Below are 18,715 nucleotides of genomic sequence, written 5' to 3'. Positions count from 1 at the left end.
ACGCGAGGCAACCCGACCTGCCTGCTTCTCGATGTCCCTGCTCGTACCGAAAGGAGTTCCCATGAGCAATCCTGAAATCGTCTTGTGCGCACCGGTGCGCACGCCCATCGGCGCCTACGGCGGCTCGCTGAAGGAAACCCCTGCGCCCGAACTGGGTGCGGCGGTGGTGCGCGAAACACTGCGCCGCTCGGGCTTGGCCGCCGACAAGATCGATGCCGTCGTGCTGGGCAACGTGATCCAGGCTGGGGTGAAGATGAACCCTGCCAGGCAGGCTGCCATTGGCGGCGGCCTGCCCGTCACGGTGCCTGCATTGACAGTGAATCGAGTCTGCGGTTCCGGCGCGCAAGCCATCGCCAGTGCCGCACTCGAGATCGCGGCGGGCTATGCCAACGCGGTGATCGCGGGCGGCATGGAAAACATGGATCAGGCTCCCCATCTGGTTCCAGGCGGGCGCTGGGGGGTCCGCATGGGCGATGCGCTCATGCTTGACAGCATGTTGCGCGACGGACTGAACGACGCCTTCAGCGGCCAGCATTCCGGTTGGCATACCGAAGACCTGGTCAGCCAACATGAGATTACTCGGGAAGATCAAGATCGCTGGGCCGCGCGTTCCCAGCAGCGCTTCAGCGCGGCGCAAGCCGCGGGCAAGTTCGACGACGAGATCGTCGCCATCGAGCTTGCCAACCGCAAAGGCACGATTCGGTTCGAGCGTGACGAAACCAATCGTCCCGATACCACGGTGGACACGCTGGCCAGGCTGAAGCCGGCGTTTCGGAAAGATGGCACGATCACGGCAGGCAACGCCCCGGGGCTCAACAGCGGTGCCGCGGCGCTGATCGTGGCCGAGCGCGGTTACGCCGAAGCTCAAGGGCTACAACCCTGGGCCAGGTTGGCTTCTTTCGGCGTGGCCGCCGTGGAACCCGGGTTGTTTGGGCTGGGGCCGATCCCGGCGGTCAAGCTTGCATTGGCCCGCGCAGGCTGGACACACACAGACATCGAGCGCATCGAGATCAACGAGGCCTTTGCAGCGATCACCTTGGCGTGCCTGCGCGAACTGAGCTTGCCGGAGGAAATCGTCAACGTCGAAGGCGGCGCAATCGCCCACGGACACGCCATCGGCGCCACGGGCGCGGTACTCACCACGCGGCTCCTGCATTCGATGCGCCGCGATGGGGTCAGGCGCGGCGTGGTGACCTTGTGCATTGGTGGCGGTCAGGGCATTGCTCTGGCGCTCGAAGCGCTCTAGCGGGAGCGATCAACCATGACATTCCTCTACCTGGAAGACCTGGAGCCCGGCCAGCGATACCCTGGAACCACGCGTATCCGCATCGACGAAAGCGGTATCAAGCGCTTCGCGTCCGAGTTCGATCCCCAACCCTTTCATCTCGATGAGACCGACGCGGCGGCGTCGATCTTTCGGGGCCTGGCCGCCAGCGGCTGGCACACCGCCGCAGTGACCATGCGCCTGCTGGTGAACAGCGAGTTCAAGCCCGCGGGCGGCATCGTCGGGGCTTGCATCGACGAATTGCGCTGGCCGCGGCCCGTGCGTCCCGGCGACGAACTCCGCGTGGAAAGTGAAGTGCTTGAGGTCAGACCATCGAAATCCCGGCCGGGGCAAGGACTGGTCAAAGTACGGACGAGCACATTCAACCAAGACGGCGAAGTCGTACAGACATCGGTGAGCAACCTTGTCGTACTGCGCAGGACGACGCCGTCGAGCAATCCCTGAATCAACATTTCGATCGAAACAGACATGAAATACACCACATTTGGCAAGACAGGCCTTCAGGTTTCGCAAGTCGCGTTGGGCACAGGAAACTTCGGAACCGGCTGGGGGCATGGCGCCGATCCGGATACGGCCGAAGCCGTCTTCAACAGCTACAGCGATGCCGGCGGCAACTTCATCGACACGGCGGATGTCTACCAGTTCGGCCAGTCCGAGGAACTGCTCGGAAACCTGCTTCAAGGGCGACGCGAGGATTTCGTATTGACGACGAAGTTCACACGCGGCGCGGTACCCAACGCGAATCGCCTTGTTACGGGAAACAGCCGCAAAGCGATGGTTGCGTCGCTTGAGGCAAGTCTCAAGCGGCTGAAGACGGACCGCATCGACATCTATTGGGTGCACTGGCCGGATCACGTGACGCCCACCGAAGAGATCGTGCGCGGCTTCGAAGATCTGGCCCGGGCGGGCAAGATCCTGTATGCCGGAATGTCGAATTTTCCAGCGTGGCGCCTCGCCCGTGCAGTGACGCTGGCCGAACTGACCCGCACCGTTCCCATTGCCGCCGCGCAGTTCGAGCACAGTCTGGTGCGCCGGGAAGCCGAGGCCGATCTGTTCCCTGCCTCCAACGCATTAGGCCTGGGCGTCGTGACGTGGTCGCCGCTGGGCGGCGGCGTGTTGACGGGCAAATACCGCGAGGGTGTAAAGGGTCGCGCGGAAGCCTTCGGAGGCAACGTGTTCCAACCAGAAAACTCGCCTCAGCGCACGGCGGTGCTTGACACCGTCATTGCCATCGCCAACGACCTGGGCGTCACACCAAGCCAGGTCGCCATTGCGTGGGCGGGCACGCACGGCTCCATTCCTATCGTCGGCCCACGCTCGAACGAGCAGTTGCAGGACAATCTGGGTGCGCTGACGGTGGACCTCTCCGCCGAGCAGATTGCGCGCCTGGATGCGGTGAGCAGCCTGTCGGACGCCACGCGGGTGCGGACACCCATTGCATGGGGGGCTGCCGGGTCGACCGACGTGGCTTGAATCGCCGGGAGCCATGAGCCCCCCCTGGGCAAGATGGCTCCCTCTTGCGCCAACAAGGCCAAGCCCTTCCCTCGCGCCAAAAAAAAATTCTGTCGCCCTGCATCCAAAAGCGGCCCTCGCGTGTAGTACCTGCAACGGCGCGCATTCCGTGCGCCGTACTTGAAGATTCCTATTCCGCAGGAGACCGCTCATGACGACTCGCCCCGCCCCCGCCACCGGCCTTTTCACCGCCGCCCTGCTCGCCGCTTGCGGCATGCTGCAAGCCCCGGCCATGGCCGCCTCGCAAGACGCCCTGCCCGCCGCTGTCCAGGTGCCCGCGGGCCACAAAGTGGCCTGGGAAACCGTAGGCACGGGAGACATCACCTATGAATGCCGCGCGAAGGCCGACGCCAAGGATCAGATGGAATGGGTTTTCGCCGGTCCGAAGGCGGTCCTGAAAGACCGCCAGGGCAAGCAGGTTGGCACCTACTATGGCCCGCCCGCCACCTGGGAGGCCTCGGACGGCTCCAAGCTGACCGGCACACAGGTCGCCGTGGCGCCGGCCGGCGCGGGCAACCTGCCCTATCAACTGGTCAAAGCCAATCCCGCCATGGGCGCCGGCGCGCTGACGGGCGTCGCCTACATCCAGCGCACGGCGCTCAAGGGCGGCGTCGCGCCCCAGACGCCTTGCACCCAGGCCGGCCAGCGCAGCCAGGTGTCGTACCAAGCCGACTACATTTTCTGGAAGGCGAACTGACACCCGGCCGGGCCACGGCGGCGGGAGTCCGCTAACATGTGCCTGGATTTCCCGCCGCCCGGGGCTTGCCCGCCCGGCCCGTATCCCTCACCCCTTGCCCCGCGCGCATGCCGAACCGACCTGTACCGGATTTCGACTACAAAGCCGCCCTCGAGCAGTGCGCCGCGGGGCACCGCTCGGCGCTCGAAGCCCTGTACCGACAGGAAGGCCCACGGCTGCTGGGCGTTGCCCAGCGCATCGTTCGTGACCGCACCCAAGCGGAAGATATCGTGCACGACACCTTCGTCAATGTCTGGAATCGGGCTGACAGCTTCGATGCCGCGCGCGGCTCGGCGCGCGGCTGGCTCTACAGCGTCACACGCAATCTGGCGCTGAACGCGGTGCGGGACGGCCGCCACGAAACCGCCGTCGACGACGAGACCGCCGCCGCGCTGGATGCGCGCGATGCGATCGACGCCTGGCACGACACGCGCGACGCCTTCGAATGGCGTGACAGCGCCGGCCGCCTGGGCCCGTGCCTCGAACAACTGGAACCCGTGCGCCGCAACTGCGTGCTGCATGCCTACGTGGACGGCCTGTCGCACAGCGAAATCGCACAGCGCCTGGGCGCCCCCCTCGGCTCCGTGAAAGCCTGGATCAAACGCAGCCTGAAAGCGCTGAAGGAATGCCTGGCATGAGCGCCCCGACAGTCCCCCCCGAAAACCTGGACGAACTGGCCGGTGAATACGTGCTTGGCACCTTGTCCGGCGCGCGCCGTCACGAGGTCAACGCCCGTCTGCCGCACGATGCCGCGCTGCGCGCCGCCGTGGACCGCTGGGAAGCGCGTCTGCTGCCGCTGACCGACCTGGCCGTGCCGATCGAGCCGTCGCCCCTCCTGTGGCCGCGCATCGCCAGGACGCTGGATCGCCAGAACGCTGCCCGGCAAACCCGCCGGCCGACGCGTCCGGGCTGGTGGGACAGCCTGTTCTTCTGGCGCGGCGCGGCCGCCAGCGGCCTGGCCGCCGCACTGGCGCTGGCTGGCACCCTGGCGCTGCGGCCCGCGCCAGCCCCGGGGCCCGTGCAGTACATGGTGGTGCTGGTCGCGCCACAGTCGCAGACCCCAGGCTGGGTGGTGCAGGCCAGCGCGGGTCAACGCGAGGTGCAACTGGTGCCGATCGCCGCCATGCAGGTGCCGGCCGATCGCGCGCTGGAATTCTGGACCAAGGCCGACGGCTGGGACGGCCCGGTGTCGCTAGGCCTGATCAAACCCGGCGAGCCGGTCCGCATCGCCCTGGACAAGCTGCCCCCACTGGAGGCGAACCAGTTATTTGAATTGACGCTGGAACCGCCAACGGGCTCGCCCACCGGCAAACCGACCGGCCCGATCCAGTTCATCGGCCGGGCGGTAAAGGTGATGTAGCCGCTTGGGCGTAAGCCTGCGCGCGCCGGATAACGGCAAGGAGACGGCGGCTTTTGTAGCGTTGGCTATCTACTGTTCCTTTAACCCCAACGATTTCATCAACGGGGCGAACAACTTCTTTTCGTCCTGCACGCGCGCGGCATAGTCGGTCACGCGCAGCGGGATCGCCTCGGCGCCCGCATCCAGAAAGCGCGCCTGGATCTCCGGCCGGGCAAGCACCTTGTTGATTTCGGCGTTCATGTGATCGACCACATCATCGCGGGTGCCAGCGGCGGCATACACGCCGAACAGGCTGTCCGCGAAAACGCCGTCGATGCCCGCCTCGGAAAAGGTCCGTATGTCGGGCGCGACGGCGGCGCGTTTCCGGCTCGCCACCGCCAGTACCTTGAGTTTGCCCGCTTGCACCATGGGAAAGACCGTGGCGGGCCCAAACGCGAAGTCGATCTGGCCCGCTGCCAGGTCTTGTATCGCCGGCGCCACGCCGCGATACGGCGCATGGGTGGCCTGCATGCCAGTCGCCTGCTTGAGCAGCTCGCCGGCCAGATGCGGCGTCGTGCCGTTGCCGGCCGAACCGTAATTCAGCGGATCGGGCCGCTTGCGCGCGTACTCCACGAACTCTTCGAGCGTATTGACGCCCAGCGAGGACCGGACAAACAGGAACAACTGGCTGTTGGCCAGCAAGGCGACCGGCCGCAGGTCACGCTGCGGATCGAACGGCATGCTGGAGAACATCAGGGGGTTGACCGATTCGGTCGTCGATGGATTGAGCAGGAAGGTATGGTTGTCTCTACCGTTGCGCACCACCTCGGCTCCCGCCACGTTGCCGCCCGCACCGCCCCGGTTCTCCACGATAACGGTCTGCTTCAAGGCCTCGGCCAAGTGCGGCTGCACGGTGCGCGCGAGCACGTCGACCAGCCCGCCGGGTGCCAGCCCCACGACCAGGCGCACGGGCTTGACGGGCCAGGCCTGAGACGGCGTTTGCGCATGGCTGGCCGTCGCCCAGCCAGTCAGCGCCAGCATCATCAAGGCCAGACAACGTCTACGCAGCAGCATGCGACTCTCCTTAGTGGGGGGGGGAACCCCGCGATCCCTCAAGTGGTGCGTCACGTGCCGCACCACGGTGAACCGCCTTGATGCCTCATTGTGGCGGCGGTCCTGCATCTGCCGCTCATTCTTCACAAAAGTTTAAGCATAAAGAATCCCGGATAACCCTAGTGTTACGGGGACGAGCGCGGGCGGAGCAGACCGTCACTGAATAGAAAGTGGTTGCTCATGTCGTAGCTTGAACCGGGCTCAACGTGAATGGGCCGCGAGATTCAGCCTTACCGGCCCCCACTGCGGTCGGCCACTTGCGCAGCATGCTGGATAGCAACGCACCTTCGGCGAAGCGTCTGCCGGGTCTCACATGCCGAGGGGCTGCATCGCCTGCTCAACCTCTTCCGCCGACAGATCTCGCACGATCAGGACCATGGCGCCCGTCGCCCGCGCAGCGCCTTCCCGCTCGGCAATAGGCTCGGGCGTGGCGAAGACAAGCCGCACGCCATGCGCCGCGCGCAGACTTCCGTCGTCCCAACGCAGCAAGCCCTTGGCCCGCAACAGGCGTTCTCCGACCTGGCGTTGCATATGCCGGGTCCAGTTCGCATAGGCCTCCCAGCTTACCGGCGCATGCTGCCGAAATGCATAGGACACGATACCGTAGCGCAACACGTGCGCCACCGGCCTCACGGCGGCTGGCGGGGCCTCCCTCAACACGGCGGCGTCCAGATGTTCTGGGCGCAGGCCGTCAAACAGCGCGGGCGCGTCTTCATCCACCGTGTCGGGCGATACCGCCCGAATCGGAGCGCTGGCGTTGTATCCCCGCAGCGCTGTCTTCACCGCCTGGATCGCGGCGTCCTCGGCCAGATCAACCTTGGTCAGCGCGATGCGGTCGGCGATCGCGACCTGGGTGCTGGCTTCGCGATAGGCGTCCAGCGTGGCCATTCCGTGCAGCGCGTCCGCCGTCGCCACCACGCCGCCGAAGCGGTAGTGGCGGGCGATCAGCGGATCGGCAGATAGCGTGTTGATGACCGGACACGGATCAGCCAGCCCCGAGGTCTCCACCACTACCCGCTTGAATTCCGGAATCTCACCGCGCAGGCGACGGTAGTACAACGACTCCAGCGTGTCTTGCAGGGAGCTCGTCGCCGCGCAGCAGAGGCAGCCGGAATCCAGCAACACGACGTCGGTGTCATCCGCCTTGCCGACCAGCATGTGATCCAGGCCGATCTCGCCGAACTCGTTGATGACCACCGCCGTATCGGCAAAACGCGAGCTGCGCACCAGACGCGACAAGAGCGTGGTCTTGCCGCTTCCCAGGAAGCCGGTCAACAGGTAGACGGGAAGCGGTCCGGCATTGATGGCCATGGCGTCTGCATCCTGCTCCAGTTCAGTCACGGGCCGCATCGGCGGGCGCGGGCAGGCCGCGCAGGTAGTCCTGCACTTCGCGGGATGGAATCACGTCCGCATACTTGCAGTTCAGATCGAACAAGCTCATGGCGTGGCTGGCCTGGAAGCGGTCGAACGCCGCCTCTTCGGGGATGATTACCTTGAAATTGTAGGAGTAGGCGTCAACCGTGGTGGCGCGCAGGCATCCAGACGACGTGCAGCCCACCAGGATCAGCGTGTCCACGTCGAGGAAGTTCAGGTGGCTCATGAAGATCGTGCCGAAGAAGCAGGATGGCTTCTGCTTGGTGATGCGGATGTCTTGCGGGCGCGGGGCCAGCGGCTCCACGGTCTGCGTCGCATGGGTGTTTGCCAGCACGGTCTTTTCACCGCCCCGGTGGTTCTTGCCCACCTGCACGCCACTATCCAGCAGGTCGGCGCGCCGGCCGCTCTCGGTATAGAAGACGGGAATGTTCTTGTCGCGCGCCAGTTCCAGCAGCGGCACAATATGCGCGACCGCGTCCCAGGCCTCGCGGCCGCAGTGGGTGCGATATTGCTTCAGGCCTTCCAGGATGTCCTGGGGCGTGTCGCCACAAAAGTTGTATTGCACGTCGATGATGAAAAGCGCGGGACGCTTGCCGAAACCGCCGCGCTTGCCGTAGCCGGCCTGAGCCAGCACTTGCTTGTCGCGTTCGGTGAGGAAGTCGTCCCAGATTCGCTTGTTGTCGCTCATAGTGGTTTCCGTCGGAAAGGAGATGGGTTCAGTTCAAAGACGCTTGAGATAGCGGCCGCCAGGATTGGCACGGGCCGCATCTGTGATGCGGCCGTCCTGCGCCACGGTGCGCCCGCGCACCAGGGTGCGTATGGGCCAGCCTTTCAGGGTCATGCCTTCGTAAGGCGAATAGTCGGAGTTCGATTCCAGGGTGGCCGGATCGACGGTGCGTTGCAGGTGGGGGTCCACGATCACCAGGTCTGCGTCCTTGCCGATCTCGATGCTGCCCTTGCCCGGCATGCGATAGATGCGGGCTGAGCTCTCGGCACTGACCTTCATCAGCGTTTCCAGAGGGACGCCGCGGCGGTGATAGCCTTCGTGCAGCAAGATCGGCAACATCAGGCCGGTGCCCGGAAACCCGTTGCTGGCCGCCCAGATATCTGTGTCCTTGGTGGCCCGCTTGCGGGGCACGTGGTCGGTGCCGATCGTGGTGATGGAGCCGTCCAGCACGCCCTCCCACATGGCTTCCACATCGCTTTGGCCTCGCACCGGCGGGTTGACCTTGGCATAGGTCCCCGCGGGCGACTCGTCGTTCAGGAAGAGGTAGTGCGGGCAGGTCTCGACGTAAATGGGCGGCGCGCCGGGCGTGCGCCGATGGCGCCGCGCCTCGTCCAGCGCTTCGCGGCTGCTCAGGTGCACGATATTGACCGCGGCGCCCGTCTTCGCCGCGAAATAGCACACACGATGTACGTTCTCGGCTTCCAGGAAGTCCGGGCTCTGCTCGTTCCAGGCCTTCAAATCGTCGCGGCCGGCCGCGCGCAGGGGATCTCTCAGTACGGGGATGACCTCGACGTTTTCGCAGTGCACGCCCATGATCGCGCCGGGAATGGCGGCCGTGGCGCGCAAGGCCGAATACAGCAGGCCGTCGTCGATGTCGGTAAATCCCTTGGACAGGCCCGCCGCGCCTTTGTACATCATGTAGAGCTTGTAGGACGACACGCCGAAACGGCGTGAGATTTCCTCGAGCGTTTCCACATGCAGATTGCTGGTGATGCCGAAATGGAAGCCGAAGTCGATGCAGCTTTGCGACAGCGCGCGGTCGCGCACCTTTTCAAATGATTCGCGGATGTCTGCGGACCGATGGAACGACAGCACGGTGGTGGTGCCACCCAGCGCGGCGAAGCGCGACTCAGTCTCGAAGTCGGTTTCCGGCGAGCCGAAGCCGAAGTGCACGTGAGGGTCGATCAGGCCGGGCAGCACCCACAGCCCCTGGCAGTCGATCGTTTCGCGGGCCTCAAGCGGTGTGCCTGGTTCGGCGATGATGGCAATGCGGCCGTCAATGACGCCCAGCACGCCCTCGGTCAGGCCCTGCTGCGGCAGCAGCAGCCTTGCATTCTTCAGTAAGAGATCCAGCATGATGTCGAGTTTCCAGAGTGATGCGCGTTGTCAGCAATGGGCCGCGTCGGCGGCCGCCGTGTCGGTCAAAAATGCGTTGAGGACGCTGGCGGGGATCCCGCCTTCCGCGATGAGCTTGCGTTCAGCGTGCGTGAGTACCTGGGCATAGGCCTGGAAGCGCACCTGGCGGTCCCCTTCCTCGGCAATCACGTCGATGGGTTCCCCCTTCAACACGCCATTCGTCACATTCTCCAAGCGCAGCGTCTCCGCGCCGGTCAGCCCCAACTGACGCCAGCCATGGCCGGGCGCGAACGCCAGCGGCAGCACGCCCATGCCCACCAGATTGGCGCGATGGATGCGTTCAAACGACTCCGCGATCACGGCGCGCACGCCCAGCAGTGCCGAGCCCTTCGCAGCCCAATCGCGGCTGCTGCCCATGCCGTAGTCCTTGCCGCCCAGGATGACGCAGGCCTCGCCGGCCTCGCGGTAAGCAGTCGCAGCATCGACAATCGGCATGAGCCTGCCGCTTGGATAGTGGCGGGTGACGCCGCCTTCCACGCCCGGTGTCAGCGCGTTCTTGATGCGGATGTTGGCGAAGGTGCCACGCGTCATGACGTGGTGGTTGCAACGGCGGGCCACATACGTATTGAAGTCGCGCGGCGCCACTCCCTTGCCGATCAGGTACATGCCCGCGGGCGTGTCGGAGGGGATCTCGCCGCTGGGCGAAATATGGTCGGTGGTCAGCGAATCGCCGAACGCGGCCAGCACCCGCCCATGCGCCAGGGCAGCCGCCAGGTCGCCCAGCGCGTCGCGGCCGGGTTCGGTTTTGAAGAACGGAGGTTCGACCAGGTATTGCGAATCCGGGTCCCAAGGAAAGCGCAAGCCGGCCGGCGCGGACAAGTCTCGCCAGATCGCGCTGTCCAGGCTGGCAGGGTCATAGACTTCGGCGAACAGCGATGGGTCCGACGCCAACGGCATCAAGGCCGTGATCTCGTCTTGGCTGGGCCAGACATCGCGCAGATAGACCGGCGCACCGTCCGCGCCCGGCCCCAGCGGCTCGTGCTCGAAATCCACGTCGATGCGGCCCGCCAGCGCGTACAGCACCACCATCGCGGGCGACCCGATGTAGTTGGCGCGCAGCAGTTTGTGGATGCGTCCTTCGAAATTCCGATTTCCCGACAGCACGGCGGCGGCAACCAGGCCGCCTTCGACAATGGCGTCAGCCACCCCGGAATCCAGGGGACCTGATTTGCCGCCGCAAGTCGTGCAGCCGTAGCCGATCACGTGAAAGCCCTGGGCTTGCAGAGCCGTTAGCAGCCCCGCGGCTTCCAGATAGCGGGTGACAGCACGCGAGCCGGGCGCCAGCGATCGCTTGACCCAGGCGGGCGGCGTCAGGCCAAGCGCCAGCGCCTTCTGTGCGATCAGGCCCGCCGCCAGCATCACACTGGGGTTGGACGTATTGGTGCAAGAGGTAATCGCCGCCAGTGCCACCGAGCCATGGCCGACGACGTCCCGACTCGCCGGACGTGCGGTGTCCATATTCACATCGAACCCGCCTTCCGACTGCGGCTCGCTCAGACGGCGCAGGAAGTCTGCGGCAACATCCGCCACATCCATGCGGTCCTGCGGGCGGCGCGGACCGGCCAAGCTGGGACGCGCCGCCGACAGATCGATATCGACCACCCGACTATAGGCGGGCGCCGCTTGCGAATCGTCACGCCACAACAGGTTGACGCGCGCGTAGGCTTCAATCAACGCCAGCTGCTCTTCGTCGCGCCCGGTCATGCGTGCGTAATCCAGCGTGCGCGCGTCGATCGGAAAAAAGCCGCAGGTGGCGCCGTATTCCGGCGCCATGTTGGCGATCGTGGCTCGCTCGGGCACACTGAGCGCCGCCACCGCCGGGCCGAAGAATTCGACCATGCTGCCCACCACGCCCGCGGCGCGAAGTTGCTGCGTAACCAGCAGCGCGGCATCCGTGGTGAGGGCTGGCGCTTCAATGGCGCCGTGCAGCCGCACTCCCACAACCTCCGGAATGGGGAAGGTGTAGGCGTGGCCCAGCAGGGCCGCCTCGGCGTCGATGCCGCCCACTCCCCAACCCAGCACGCCCAGCGCGTTGACCATGGGCGTGTGGGAATCGCCGCCGATCACGAAATCTGGGTAGACCCACTCGCCGCCCTGTCGTGTCTGGCGCGCTACCACCGGCGCCAAATACTCCAGGTTGACCTGATGAATAATTCCGATGCCCGGCGTGATGACGCGCAGTCCCTTGAAGGCCTGCTGCGCCCACTTCAGGAATCGGTAGCGTTCGTCGTTACGTTCGAATTCGCGGCGCAGATTGCGCTGCAACGCCCCTGCCTGGCCCCAATAGTCGACCTGAAGCGAGTGATCCACGATCAGATCCACGGGAATTCGGGTGTCGACCTGCGCGGCGTCGCCGCCTGCCTGGGCGACAGCGTCGCGCAAGGCTGCCAGGTCTTGCAGCACCGGCAGCCCGCTGGAGTCCGGCAGGATCACGCGGGCAACATGCAGCGGCAGATCAGCCCCGGGGTGCTTTCCCCAATCCCACAGCCTGGTGATTTCCGCTTCGGATACGGCCGCGCCCCATGCTCGGTGCCGCAGAAGGTTCTCCAGCAGCACGCGGATGACATAGGGATATGTCTGGATGTCGCGGCCTTCTGCTCGGGCGGCGACGGACAGATCCGCGTAGCGCAGCGCCCTGCCGCTACAGGAGAAAGACTGGATCATGGCAATCGTAATCGGGAGAATATCAATTGAGGCCATCTTACGACCTTAAAAACAATAGTGTCAACACTATGGCGGAATCTAAGAATGGGACTACGGACTTTGCCGGGTCCATCCATCCCTCACACCAAAAGTGCCTACAACGAAGTTCTTGCCCACCACTTAGGGAAGACCCTGATAAATAGGCATAAAATCCATTTTTCTCCGTAGAAATCCCCGGAAACGACGGGCTGCATCGCGCCAAGCCGGATCCCAAAAGAGTTGACACTTTAATAACTCCCTTGATAGGCTGTTAACACTATGAACATCTCCACGCCCCCCATCACCACCAAGGAAGACGCCTCCGGCCCGTTGGCCGACGTGGTGTTCGACCGAGTGCTGGAAGCGATCTACCAAGGCCGGCTTGCGCCGGGCAGCGTCATCAATGAGGTCGCGCTGGCGCAGGAGTTCGGCGTCAGCCGCGGCCCGGTTCGCGAAGCGGTGCGCCGCTTGCAAGGCATTCAACTGGTCACGCGCGAGCCCTACATCAAGGCGCGCGTCGTGACGCTGTCGGCGGAGTCGGCGCTGGAACTGTTCCAAATGCGGATGGCGCTGGAAGGCGTGGCCTGCAACTTGGCCACTCGCCGCATGAGCGACGAGGAAATCGCGCAGTTGCTGGTCGAGCTGGAGCAGGACCGCCAGCGCCGCCTGGCCGCCGCTAGCGACGGCGCGCCGGCTCCCCGTGTCTTCGACTTCCACGAGCGCATCGTGCTGGCCAGCGGCAACACCCGCATCATCAACGCCCTGTGCGGCGACCTCTATCACCTGTTGCGCGTCTATCGCCGGCACTCCGGCACCGTGCTTGAGCGCAAGGACGACGCCTACGCCGAACACTGGCAGATCTTGCGCGCCATCCGCGCGCGCGATGCTGAGCTGGCGGAGTCGCTCATGCGGTCTCACATCGAACGCGCAGCGCAACATCTCTTTGAACACCTGGCAGAAGGGGCATCCGGCATTGCCGGGCATCCCGTCTCGGCCGCATAACGCCCTTTGGAGCAGCACGACATGAACAACCCGCGCCACCAGTTCCGGCAATTGCTGAAGAACGAACCCTTCCTCGTGTCCCCCGGTGTCTACGATGGATACAGCGTCCGCCTGGTTGAAGCTGCTGGTTTCAAGACCGCCTGCACCAGCGGCGCGGCCGTGTCGAATGCGCTGCTGGGCATCGCCGATATCGGCGTAATGGGTCTGGCCGAAAACGTCACCCACTGCCGCCATCTGGCAAGGTCCGTCTCCATCCCGATTACCGCCGACGCGGATACCGGCTACGGCAATCCGGTCAATGTCTACCACACGGTGCAGATGTTCGAGGAAGCCGGCGTGGCAGGCATCAACCTTGAGGACCAAGTCAGCCCCAAGCGCTGCGGCCACATGCCCGGCAAAGACGTTGTCAGCCAGGCCGAGATGGTCAAGAAAATCGAAGCCGCCTGCCTGGCACGACGTGACGACGATTTCGTCATCATCGCCCGCACGGACTCGCTCGCCATCGAGGGCATTGACGGCGCGGTCAAGCGTGCCCGCGCCTATGCGCAGGCGGGCGCGGACATGCTGTTCCCCGATGCGGTGCGCACCGAGGACGATATCAAGCGGCTTGTGGACGCCGCGGGCATCCCCGTCAGCATCAACATGGGCTTCGGCATCCGCAACCGCCCAACCACTCCGCTGATTCCACTGCCGCGCCTGAAGGAAATCGGCGTCAAGCGCATCAGCCTCCCACGCATGCTGCCTGCCGCCGCCATCCACGGCATGCGCCAGGCCCTGCAGGTCATGCAAGGCGTGATCACCACGGGCGAACCGGCGGATCGTCCCGATTTGCTGGTAGGCATCGAAGACATCATGCAGCTCATGGGCTACGAGCAGATGCGCGCCCTGGAAAAGCGCCTGACGACGCTGGACAACTGACCAGGCACTGACATGATCGAGCGTAGCGCGTCGGCGCATTGCGTCCTGACAGGCGCGGCATCCGGCATCGGCCTTGCGTTGACCCAGCGGCTGCTGGCGGCGGGCTGGCAGGTGACCGGCGTGGACATCGCGCCAGCCGCCGTCCAGGACAACCCGCAGTACCGCCACCTTGTTTGCGACCTGTCCGACCCTGCCGCATTGCACGCTTTGTGCGCGGACCTGGACGGCTGCGGTCCGACCGCGCTGGTGCACTGCGCGGGCCTGGTGCGCACGGGCGGCGCGCTGGATACGCGACCGGAAGACGCAGAGCTGCTCTGGCGCCTGCATGGTGCCGCGCCGATGGCGCTGGTCCAGGCCTTGGCGCCGCAACTCCCCGACCGTCGCGGCCGCATCGTGCTGGTGTCCAGCCGCGCCGTGCTGGGTCGCGCGCACCGCTTGGCGTATGCCGCCACCAAGTCCGCACAGATTGGCATGGCGCGAAGTTTGGCCGCAGAACTCGTCGGCCGTGGCATCACGGTCAACGTGATCGCGCCCGGCGCGGTCGACACCCCCATGTTGCACGATCCGAAACGCGGCGCCGCGCCGAGCGTGAACCTGCCGCTGGGCCGCCTGATCGACGCGCGCGAAGTCGCCGCGACCATCGCCTTCTTTCTGAGCGACGAGGCGGGAGCCATCACAGGGCAGACGCTCTACGTCTGCGGCGGCGCCTCGTTGGGAGCAATGACGTCATGACAACGACGAACGCACCCGTGCTGGACGGAAAGGTTGTGATTGTGACCGGCGCTGCCGGCGGGCTGGGCCAGGCCATCGCCAGGCATTGCCTGGATGCGGGCGCCCGCGTGGCTTTACTGGATCGGGACGCGGACATGCTGGCGCAATGCTGCCGGACTCTGGCCGTCGCGCCATCCCGAATCCTGGCCCTGAGCTGCGACATCGCGGACGTCTCCGCCTCGCGGGCGGCCGTGGAGCAGGTGGCTGCGCACTGGGGCGCCATCGACACGTTGGTGAACAACGCCGCCACGGTCACGCCAGGCGTGAAGGTCGCTGACCTGACACCGGAACAATGGCGGCTTGCGCTGGACGTGAACCTGACCGGTGCATGGCTGATGAGCAAGTGGGCAATTGCGCATATGGCGCGCGCGGGCGGCGGCGTCGTGCTGAACATTGCTTCGCAATTAGGAAGCGTGGCCGCGCCTGGCCGCGGCGCCTATGGCGCGAGCAAGGCAGGCCTGATCGCACTGGCGCGCGCCATCGCGGTCGACCATGCCGCCGACGGCGTCCGCGCCTTGAGCCTGTCGCCCGGCGCGGTCTTGACCAGCCGCCTGGTGGATCGCTACGGCGGCGCGCACGCAGCCAACGCGGCGTTAGCCAGCAAATATCCGGTCGGGCGGCTCGGCACCGCTGAAGAGATCGCGCGGACCGCAGTTTTTCTGATCAGCGAGGATGCCTCGTTCATCACGGGCACGGATATTCGTGCCGACGGCGGCTACACCGCGCAATAGCGTGGTCACCGTTTTATTCACGCAGTGCTTACACCACATAACAAGGGGCTTGAATCATGACGCACTCGATTACTTCCGCAACGCACACGCGCATGTCGCGCCGCAGAGCCCTCGGCATGCTGGCCACGCTTGCCGGGGCCGTCGGGCTTGTCACCGCCCCTGCCTTTGCGCAGGGTATCGACAACTTTCCCACGCGACCGGTAACCATCGTGGTGCCGTTCCCGGCCGGCGGCGCCACCGACCTCACCGCGCGCCTGGTAGCCGAAGGCCTGTCCAAAAAGTGGGGTCAGCCAGTCGTCGTCGAGAACAAGCCGGGCGCGGGCGGCAACGTCGGCTCGGAATACGTGGCGCGCGCCGCGCCCGATGGCTACACCCTTGTGCTGGGTGTCACGGGGTCGCACGGCATCAACACCTCGCTCTACAAGAACATGCGCTACGACCCGATCAAGGACTTCGAAGCCGTCTCGCAAGCCACGCTCTATCCCAATGCCATCATCGTCAACAATGATGTGCCGGCCAACAACCTGCAAGAACTCATCGCACTGCTGAAGAAGCCCGATGCGCACTATTCGTATGGCTCCGACGGCAACGGCACCGCTTCGCACCTGGGCATGGAACTGATCAAGAGCCAGGGCAAGTTCGAGCTCTCGCACATTCCGTATCGCGGCAGTGCGCCGATGGTGACCGACCTGCTGGGCGGTCAGATCCAGGTGGGCATCACCGGCCTGCCCGCCGTGCAGGCCTACGCCAAGAGCGGCAAGCTGAAGATCGTGGCGGTAACCACGGCGGAGCGTTTTGCAAGCGCGCCGGACTACCCGACGGTGGCTGAGCAGGGCTTCGCAGGCTATGCCGCACCGCCCTGGTCTGGCTTCTTTGCTCCCAAGGGCACGCCCAAGCCGTTGGTGGATAAGATCTCGGCGGACATACGCGAAGCCATGTCCGACCCGAAGGCGAAGGAAAAGATGATCGCCGCCGGTAGCGAGTTCACGCCCAGCACGCCCGAGCAGTTCCAGGCCTTCGTGCAGAAGGAAATTGCGAAGTGGGCCGAGGCGGTCAAGATCTCCGGCGCCCGCATCGACTAGGCAGCATCCCCGCGCGCTCGCGCCTTTCAGGGGAAAGCTTGTTCGCGGTGTTCTTGATCATGGCTCGCACTCTCCCAAGAGTGCGAGCCTTCGCGATTCCCAAGGCCGTTCACTGCAACCAAACCTTCACGATTAGCGTGGTTTCGTTCCCGGCCTATCGCTAAACAGCGCCTCTAGCGCCGAGGTCATCAACGGTTTCCATGAATCGATATGACGGGTGATCAACGCGGAAATCGCCTCGCATTGATGCGTCGCGGCCAGCTCGATCATTTCGTAGTGTTCGGAAACCGACGCGCGCTGGCGCTCCAGGCCGGCTGGCGAACTGATGCCATACAGCCGCATGTCGCGCCCTACGCACTGATGCCATGATCTTCTCTACTCTCAAGTGTTCAGCGCGCCGCTATAAATCCTGGGCAGCCTTCTCCACTGCGCTGATCGCACGCAGGACGGCGTCGATTCTCGCTTTGACGTTCGCTTCATTCGGTTGGTCGTCGGCCAGCGCGTCTCTGGCCTTTTTGAACGCGTCGATCGTTTCGGTAACGGCGTCAATCGCGTTACGTACCGGGATCAAGCGGATCCGCTTGGCGTTATGCTCGTTTTCAGCGGTTTGCTGCTTGACCGTCTTCTCCAGCTGATTCAGCAACACAATCCGGCCATGCATGACGTTGATAATTTCCGCAGCGGTTTTGCCCATAATCTCTTTTCGTGCTGCTTCCGCTTGCTCGTCGATGCTCCTTATGTTGTCCACTTCCACTGCATCGAAGATGTCCTCGGCCTCGGTCTGATTCGTAAAGTCCACGAGCCTTTTCGACTGCGTAATTACCGCCTCGTCAAACGCTGCCGAGTCCTTGTCTTTAGCGGCATTAATTATCTTGGCAACATCGTCGAGCAACCGCTTTAGCTCTTTGCTACATGCCGCGAATCCGATGATATTGCTCATAGTTCACGCCACCTTTGCGTAAGGGTCTTGATTTCGGCGACCGCCGCGATGAGCGAATCCACATTGACAGGTTTGCGTTCCTTCACGGCTAGTGCCAACTGGGACTGCGTTGCACCCCACGTGGCGAGCGCATTCTCGGCGGCCAAAATTATCGACAGCCCGGCCTTCTCGCGTTGCCGAATTGCCTTGAGCTTGTCGTTGTACTCGTCCATGTGAGGGGCGATCTGCTGGCGGACGATGTCCAGTTGGGCGAGTTTGGCCTTCAGCTCATTGGTCTTGGCAGGCTGTCTCGCAGGCCCCGAGGTCAAGGCAAGCAATTGCAGCGTGGCGCTCTTCTGCTGCATGCCGAGCTCATCGTTTCGCTTGATCCAATCCCCATATACATTGCCGCTTTTCAGGTGTTGAACCTGGGTCTCGATTTGCAGGACAAACAGACGCCGTGCATCTGCGACTTGCGCTTTGACCAGGGCGGTGATCTTGACCATCGAGGGGCCAAACTTGATTAGTGCTTCCTCGAGTGACTGTGCGGCGACGTGCTTGGCGTATTCCCCATAGACGAATGCAACGGTGTCTGCCGCGAGACCCACTACCTCCGCGCTGGCTCCCGTTGTCGCATCAATCTTGACTGTGTCAACCAGTCGCTTGACAGAATCCGCCACCTGCCTTGCGCTCTCGGCCCCTCTATTGCCCGAGTCGACAATCTGTTCGATGGACTGCGCGTAGGCGACCATCGCTTCCAGCGAATTCATGGTTGCCAACCACGCCGCGTCCAGTTTCTTGATCGAGGCGTCGTCGAGCGCGATGGCGCCGGCGCTGCTCGCGGACGCGACCTCCGTTCTGACTGCCTCGCCGGTTGTTCCCACCGCGTCCTTGAGTTGGATGGTGGCCGCCGTGAAGCCGCGCGTATCGGGCAGCGCAGTACAGCCTCCCAGCAGGCTGCCCGCCAGGACGAGAGCCCAAAGCCCGCGCCACCGGGGATACGCCACACGCACCTGGCATTCTTGCGTCATCATTGCGCTCCGATGCAGGCCCACGATTCTTCGCCAGCAGTTGACCGTTATCTCGCCCGGTCAGTCTGATGGATAGG

19 protein-coding genes are annotated in these 18,715 nt (G+C 64.5%); 11 read left to right on the top strand and 8 right to left on the bottom strand.

Annotated features, from left to right (window positions below):
• Positions 1-61 precede the first annotated feature (61 nt).
• The 6 genes from BMW75_RS15320 to BMW75_RS15295 all read left to right on the top strand — a co-directional run bounded on the left by BMW75_RS15320 (position 62) and on the right by BMW75_RS15295 (position 4,893).
• A complete protein-coding gene (locus BMW75_RS15320) occupies positions 62-1,246 on the top strand; it encodes a thiolase family protein (protein ID WP_092580498.1) in 1,185 nt (394 codons plus the stop codon).
• Between the two features lie 15 nt (positions 1,247-1,261).
• A complete protein-coding gene (locus BMW75_RS15315; RefSeq protein ID WP_092580496.1) occupies positions 1,262-1,729 on the top strand; it encodes a MaoC family dehydratase in 468 nt (155 codons plus the stop codon).
• A 24-nt stretch (positions 1,730-1,753) separates the two neighbouring features.
• Entirely contained in the window at positions 1,754-2,758 is a 1,005-nt protein-coding gene (locus tag BMW75_RS15310) for an aldo/keto reductase (RefSeq protein WP_092580494.1), read from the top strand.
• Positions 2,759-2,948: 190 nt separating this feature from the next.
• A complete protein-coding gene (locus BMW75_RS15305; RefSeq protein ID WP_092580492.1) occupies positions 2,949-3,494 on the top strand; it encodes a DUF3455 domain-containing protein in 546 nt (181 codons plus the stop codon).
• Positions 3,495-3,601: 107 nt separating this feature from the next.
• Complete coding sequence (locus tag BMW75_RS15300; RefSeq protein WP_092580490.1) at positions 3,602-4,171, top strand: sigma-70 family RNA polymerase sigma factor; 570 nt, start codon at positions 3,602-3,604, stop codon at positions 4,169-4,171.
• Entirely contained in the window at positions 4,168-4,893 is a 726-nt protein-coding gene (locus tag BMW75_RS15295) for an anti-sigma factor (protein ID WP_092580488.1), read from the top strand. The genes BMW75_RS15300 and BMW75_RS15295 overlap by 4 nt, the downstream gene beginning before the upstream one ends.
• A gap of 69 nt (positions 4,894-4,962) precedes the next feature.
• Here BMW75_RS15295 and BMW75_RS15290 read toward each other — a convergent pair whose 3' ends face one another.
• The 5 genes from BMW75_RS15290 to acnA all read right to left on the bottom strand — a co-directional run bounded on the left by BMW75_RS15290 (position 4,963) and on the right by acnA (position 12,166).
• Positions 4,963-5,946, bottom strand: a complete 984-nt coding sequence (locus BMW75_RS15290; protein WP_092580486.1) for a Bug family tripartite tricarboxylate transporter substrate binding protein — start codon at positions 5,944-5,946, stop codon at positions 4,963-4,965.
• 348 nt (positions 5,947-6,294) lie between these two features.
• The gene (locus BMW75_RS15285; protein ID WP_254792029.1) at positions 6,295-7,335 is read right to left on the bottom strand and encodes a CobW family GTP-binding protein; all 1,041 of its coding nucleotides are present in this window, start codon (positions 7,333-7,335) and stop codon (positions 6,295-6,297) included.
• Positions 7,319-8,047 (bottom strand): isochorismatase family protein, encoded by a 729-nt coding sequence (locus tag BMW75_RS15280; RefSeq protein ID WP_092580484.1) that lies wholly within the window; start codon positions 8,045-8,047, stop codon positions 7,319-7,321. Before BMW75_RS15280 ends, BMW75_RS15285 begins: the two co-directional genes overlap by 17 nt.
• 33 nt (positions 8,048-8,080) lie before the next feature.
• A complete protein-coding gene (locus BMW75_RS15275; RefSeq protein ID WP_092580482.1) occupies positions 8,081-9,442 on the bottom strand; it encodes a dihydroorotase in 1,362 nt (453 codons plus the stop codon).
• A gap of 30 nt (positions 9,443-9,472) precedes the next feature.
• Positions 9,473-12,166, bottom strand: a complete 2,694-nt coding sequence (gene acnA, locus BMW75_RS15270; RefSeq protein ID WP_254792028.1) for an aconitate hydratase AcnA — start codon at positions 12,164-12,166, stop codon at positions 9,473-9,475.
• Between the two features lie 297 nt (positions 12,167-12,463).
• On the opposite strand from acnA, the gene BMW75_RS15265 reads away from it, so the two are divergent.
• Genes BMW75_RS15265 through BMW75_RS15245 form a run of 5 tightly spaced genes read left to right on the top strand, consistent with a single transcriptional unit; the run spans position 12,464 to position 16,688 of the window.
• A complete protein-coding gene (locus BMW75_RS15265; RefSeq protein ID WP_092580478.1) occupies positions 12,464-13,186 on the top strand; it encodes a GntR family transcriptional regulator in 723 nt (240 codons plus the stop codon).
• A 21-nt stretch (positions 13,187-13,207) separates the two neighbouring features.
• Positions 13,208-14,104 carry an isocitrate lyase/PEP mutase family protein gene (locus tag BMW75_RS15260; protein WP_092580476.1) on the top strand — a complete coding sequence of 299 codons (897 nt, stop codon included), beginning with the start codon at positions 13,208-13,210 and terminating at the stop codon, positions 14,102-14,104.
• Between the two features lie 12 nt (positions 14,105-14,116).
• A complete protein-coding gene (locus BMW75_RS15255) occupies positions 14,117-14,836 on the top strand; it encodes an SDR family NAD(P)-dependent oxidoreductase (RefSeq protein ID WP_092580474.1) in 720 nt (239 codons plus the stop codon).
• The gene (locus tag BMW75_RS15250; RefSeq protein ID WP_092580472.1) at positions 14,833-15,606 is read left to right on the top strand and encodes an SDR family NAD(P)-dependent oxidoreductase; all 774 of its coding nucleotides are present in this window, start codon (positions 14,833-14,835) and stop codon (positions 15,604-15,606) included. The genes BMW75_RS15255 and BMW75_RS15250 overlap by 4 nt, the downstream gene beginning before the upstream one ends.
• Positions 15,607-15,662: 56 nt before the next feature.
• A complete protein-coding gene (locus BMW75_RS15245; RefSeq protein WP_092580470.1) occupies positions 15,663-16,688 on the top strand; it encodes a Bug family tripartite tricarboxylate transporter substrate binding protein in 1,026 nt (341 codons plus the stop codon).
• Positions 16,689-16,820: 132 nt separating this feature from the next.
• On the opposite strand, the gene BMW75_RS15240 is transcribed toward BMW75_RS15245, so the two are convergent.
• From BMW75_RS15240 to BMW75_RS15230, 3 genes are read right to left on the bottom strand one after another with little or no spacing between them, the layout of a single operon-like run.
• Entirely contained in the window at positions 16,821-17,030 is a 210-nt protein-coding gene (locus BMW75_RS15240) for a GntR family transcriptional regulator (protein ID WP_254792027.1), read from the bottom strand.
• Positions 17,031-17,088: 58 nt separating this feature from the next.
• Positions 17,089-17,628 carry a hypothetical protein gene (locus tag BMW75_RS15235; RefSeq protein ID WP_092580468.1) on the bottom strand — a complete coding sequence of 180 codons (540 nt, stop codon included), beginning with the start codon at positions 17,626-17,628 and terminating at the stop codon, positions 17,089-17,091.
• Entirely contained in the window at positions 17,625-18,641 is a 1,017-nt protein-coding gene (locus BMW75_RS15230) for a hypothetical protein (protein ID WP_092580466.1), read from the bottom strand. The genes BMW75_RS15235 and BMW75_RS15230 overlap by 4 nt, the downstream gene beginning before the upstream one ends.
• Between the last annotated feature and the right edge of the window lie 74 nt (positions 18,642-18,715).

The organism is Achromobacter sp. NFACC18-2 (genome assembly GCF_900108985.1).
Classification (GTDB): Bacteria; Pseudomonadota; Gammaproteobacteria; order Burkholderiales; family Burkholderiaceae_B; genus Achromobacter.
The sequence above is the reverse complement of the archived record's forward strand: the minus strand, read 5'-3'. Positions and strand labels throughout refer to the sequence as shown.

What these genes read in the sequence shown, in the direction of transcription:
- BMW75_RS15320 (WP_092580498.1), top strand. Translation starts at nt 62, where the DNA reads ATGAGCAATCCTGAAATCGTCTTGTGCGCACCGGTGCGCACGCCCATC.
- BMW75_RS15315 (WP_092580496.1), top strand. Translation starts at nt 1,262, where the DNA reads ATGACATTCCTCTACCTGGAAGACCTGGAGCCCGGCCAGCGATACCCT.
- BMW75_RS15310 (WP_092580494.1), top strand. Translation starts at nt 1,754, where the DNA reads ATGAAATACACCACATTTGGCAAGACAGGCCTTCAGGTTTCGCAAGTC.
- BMW75_RS15305 (WP_092580492.1), top strand. Translation starts at nt 2,949, where the DNA reads ATGACGACTCGCCCCGCCCCCGCCACCGGCCTTTTCACCGCCGCCCTG.
- BMW75_RS15300 (WP_092580490.1), top strand. Translation starts at nt 3,602, where the DNA reads ATGCCGAACCGACCTGTACCGGATTTCGACTACAAAGCCGCCCTCGAG.
- BMW75_RS15295 (WP_092580488.1), top strand. Translation starts at nt 4,168, where the DNA reads ATGAGCGCCCCGACAGTCCCCCCCGAAAACCTGGACGAACTGGCCGGT.
- BMW75_RS15290 (WP_092580486.1), bottom strand. Translation starts at nt 5,946, where the DNA reads ATGCTGCTGCGTAGACGTTGTCTGGCCTTGATGATGCTGGCGCTGACT.
- BMW75_RS15285 (WP_254792029.1), bottom strand. Translation starts at nt 7,335, where the DNA reads ATGCGGCCCGTGACTGAACTGGAGCAGGATGCAGACGCCATGGCCATC.
- BMW75_RS15280 (WP_092580484.1), bottom strand. Translation starts at nt 8,047, where the DNA reads ATGAGCGACAACAAGCGAATCTGGGACGACTTCCTCACCGAACGCGAC.
- BMW75_RS15275 (WP_092580482.1), bottom strand. Translation starts at nt 9,442, where the DNA reads ATGCTGGATCTCTTACTGAAGAATGCAAGGCTGCTGCTGCCGCAGCAG.
- acnA (WP_254792028.1), bottom strand. Translation starts at nt 12,166, where the DNA reads ATGATCCAGTCTTTCTCCTGTAGCGGCAGGGCGCTGCGCTACGCGGAT.
- BMW75_RS15265 (WP_092580478.1), top strand. Translation starts at nt 12,464, where the DNA reads ATGAACATCTCCACGCCCCCCATCACCACCAAGGAAGACGCCTCCGGC.
- BMW75_RS15260 (WP_092580476.1), top strand. Translation starts at nt 13,208, where the DNA reads ATGAACAACCCGCGCCACCAGTTCCGGCAATTGCTGAAGAACGAACCC.
- BMW75_RS15255 (WP_092580474.1), top strand. Translation starts at nt 14,117, where the DNA reads ATGATCGAGCGTAGCGCGTCGGCGCATTGCGTCCTGACAGGCGCGGCA.
- BMW75_RS15250 (WP_092580472.1), top strand. Translation starts at nt 14,833, where the DNA reads ATGACAACGACGAACGCACCCGTGCTGGACGGAAAGGTTGTGATTGTG.
- BMW75_RS15245 (WP_092580470.1), top strand. Translation starts at nt 15,663, where the DNA reads ATGACGCACTCGATTACTTCCGCAACGCACACGCGCATGTCGCGCCGC.
- BMW75_RS15240 (WP_254792027.1), bottom strand. Translation starts at nt 17,030, where the DNA reads ATGCGGCTGTATGGCATCAGTTCGCCAGCCGGCCTGGAGCGCCAGCGC.
- BMW75_RS15235 (WP_092580468.1), bottom strand. Translation starts at nt 17,628, where the DNA reads ATGAGCAATATCATCGGATTCGCGGCATGTAGCAAAGAGCTAAAGCGG.
- BMW75_RS15230 (WP_092580466.1), bottom strand. Translation starts at nt 18,641, where the DNA reads ATGATGACGCAAGAATGCCAGGTGCGTGTGGCGTATCCCCGGTGGCGC.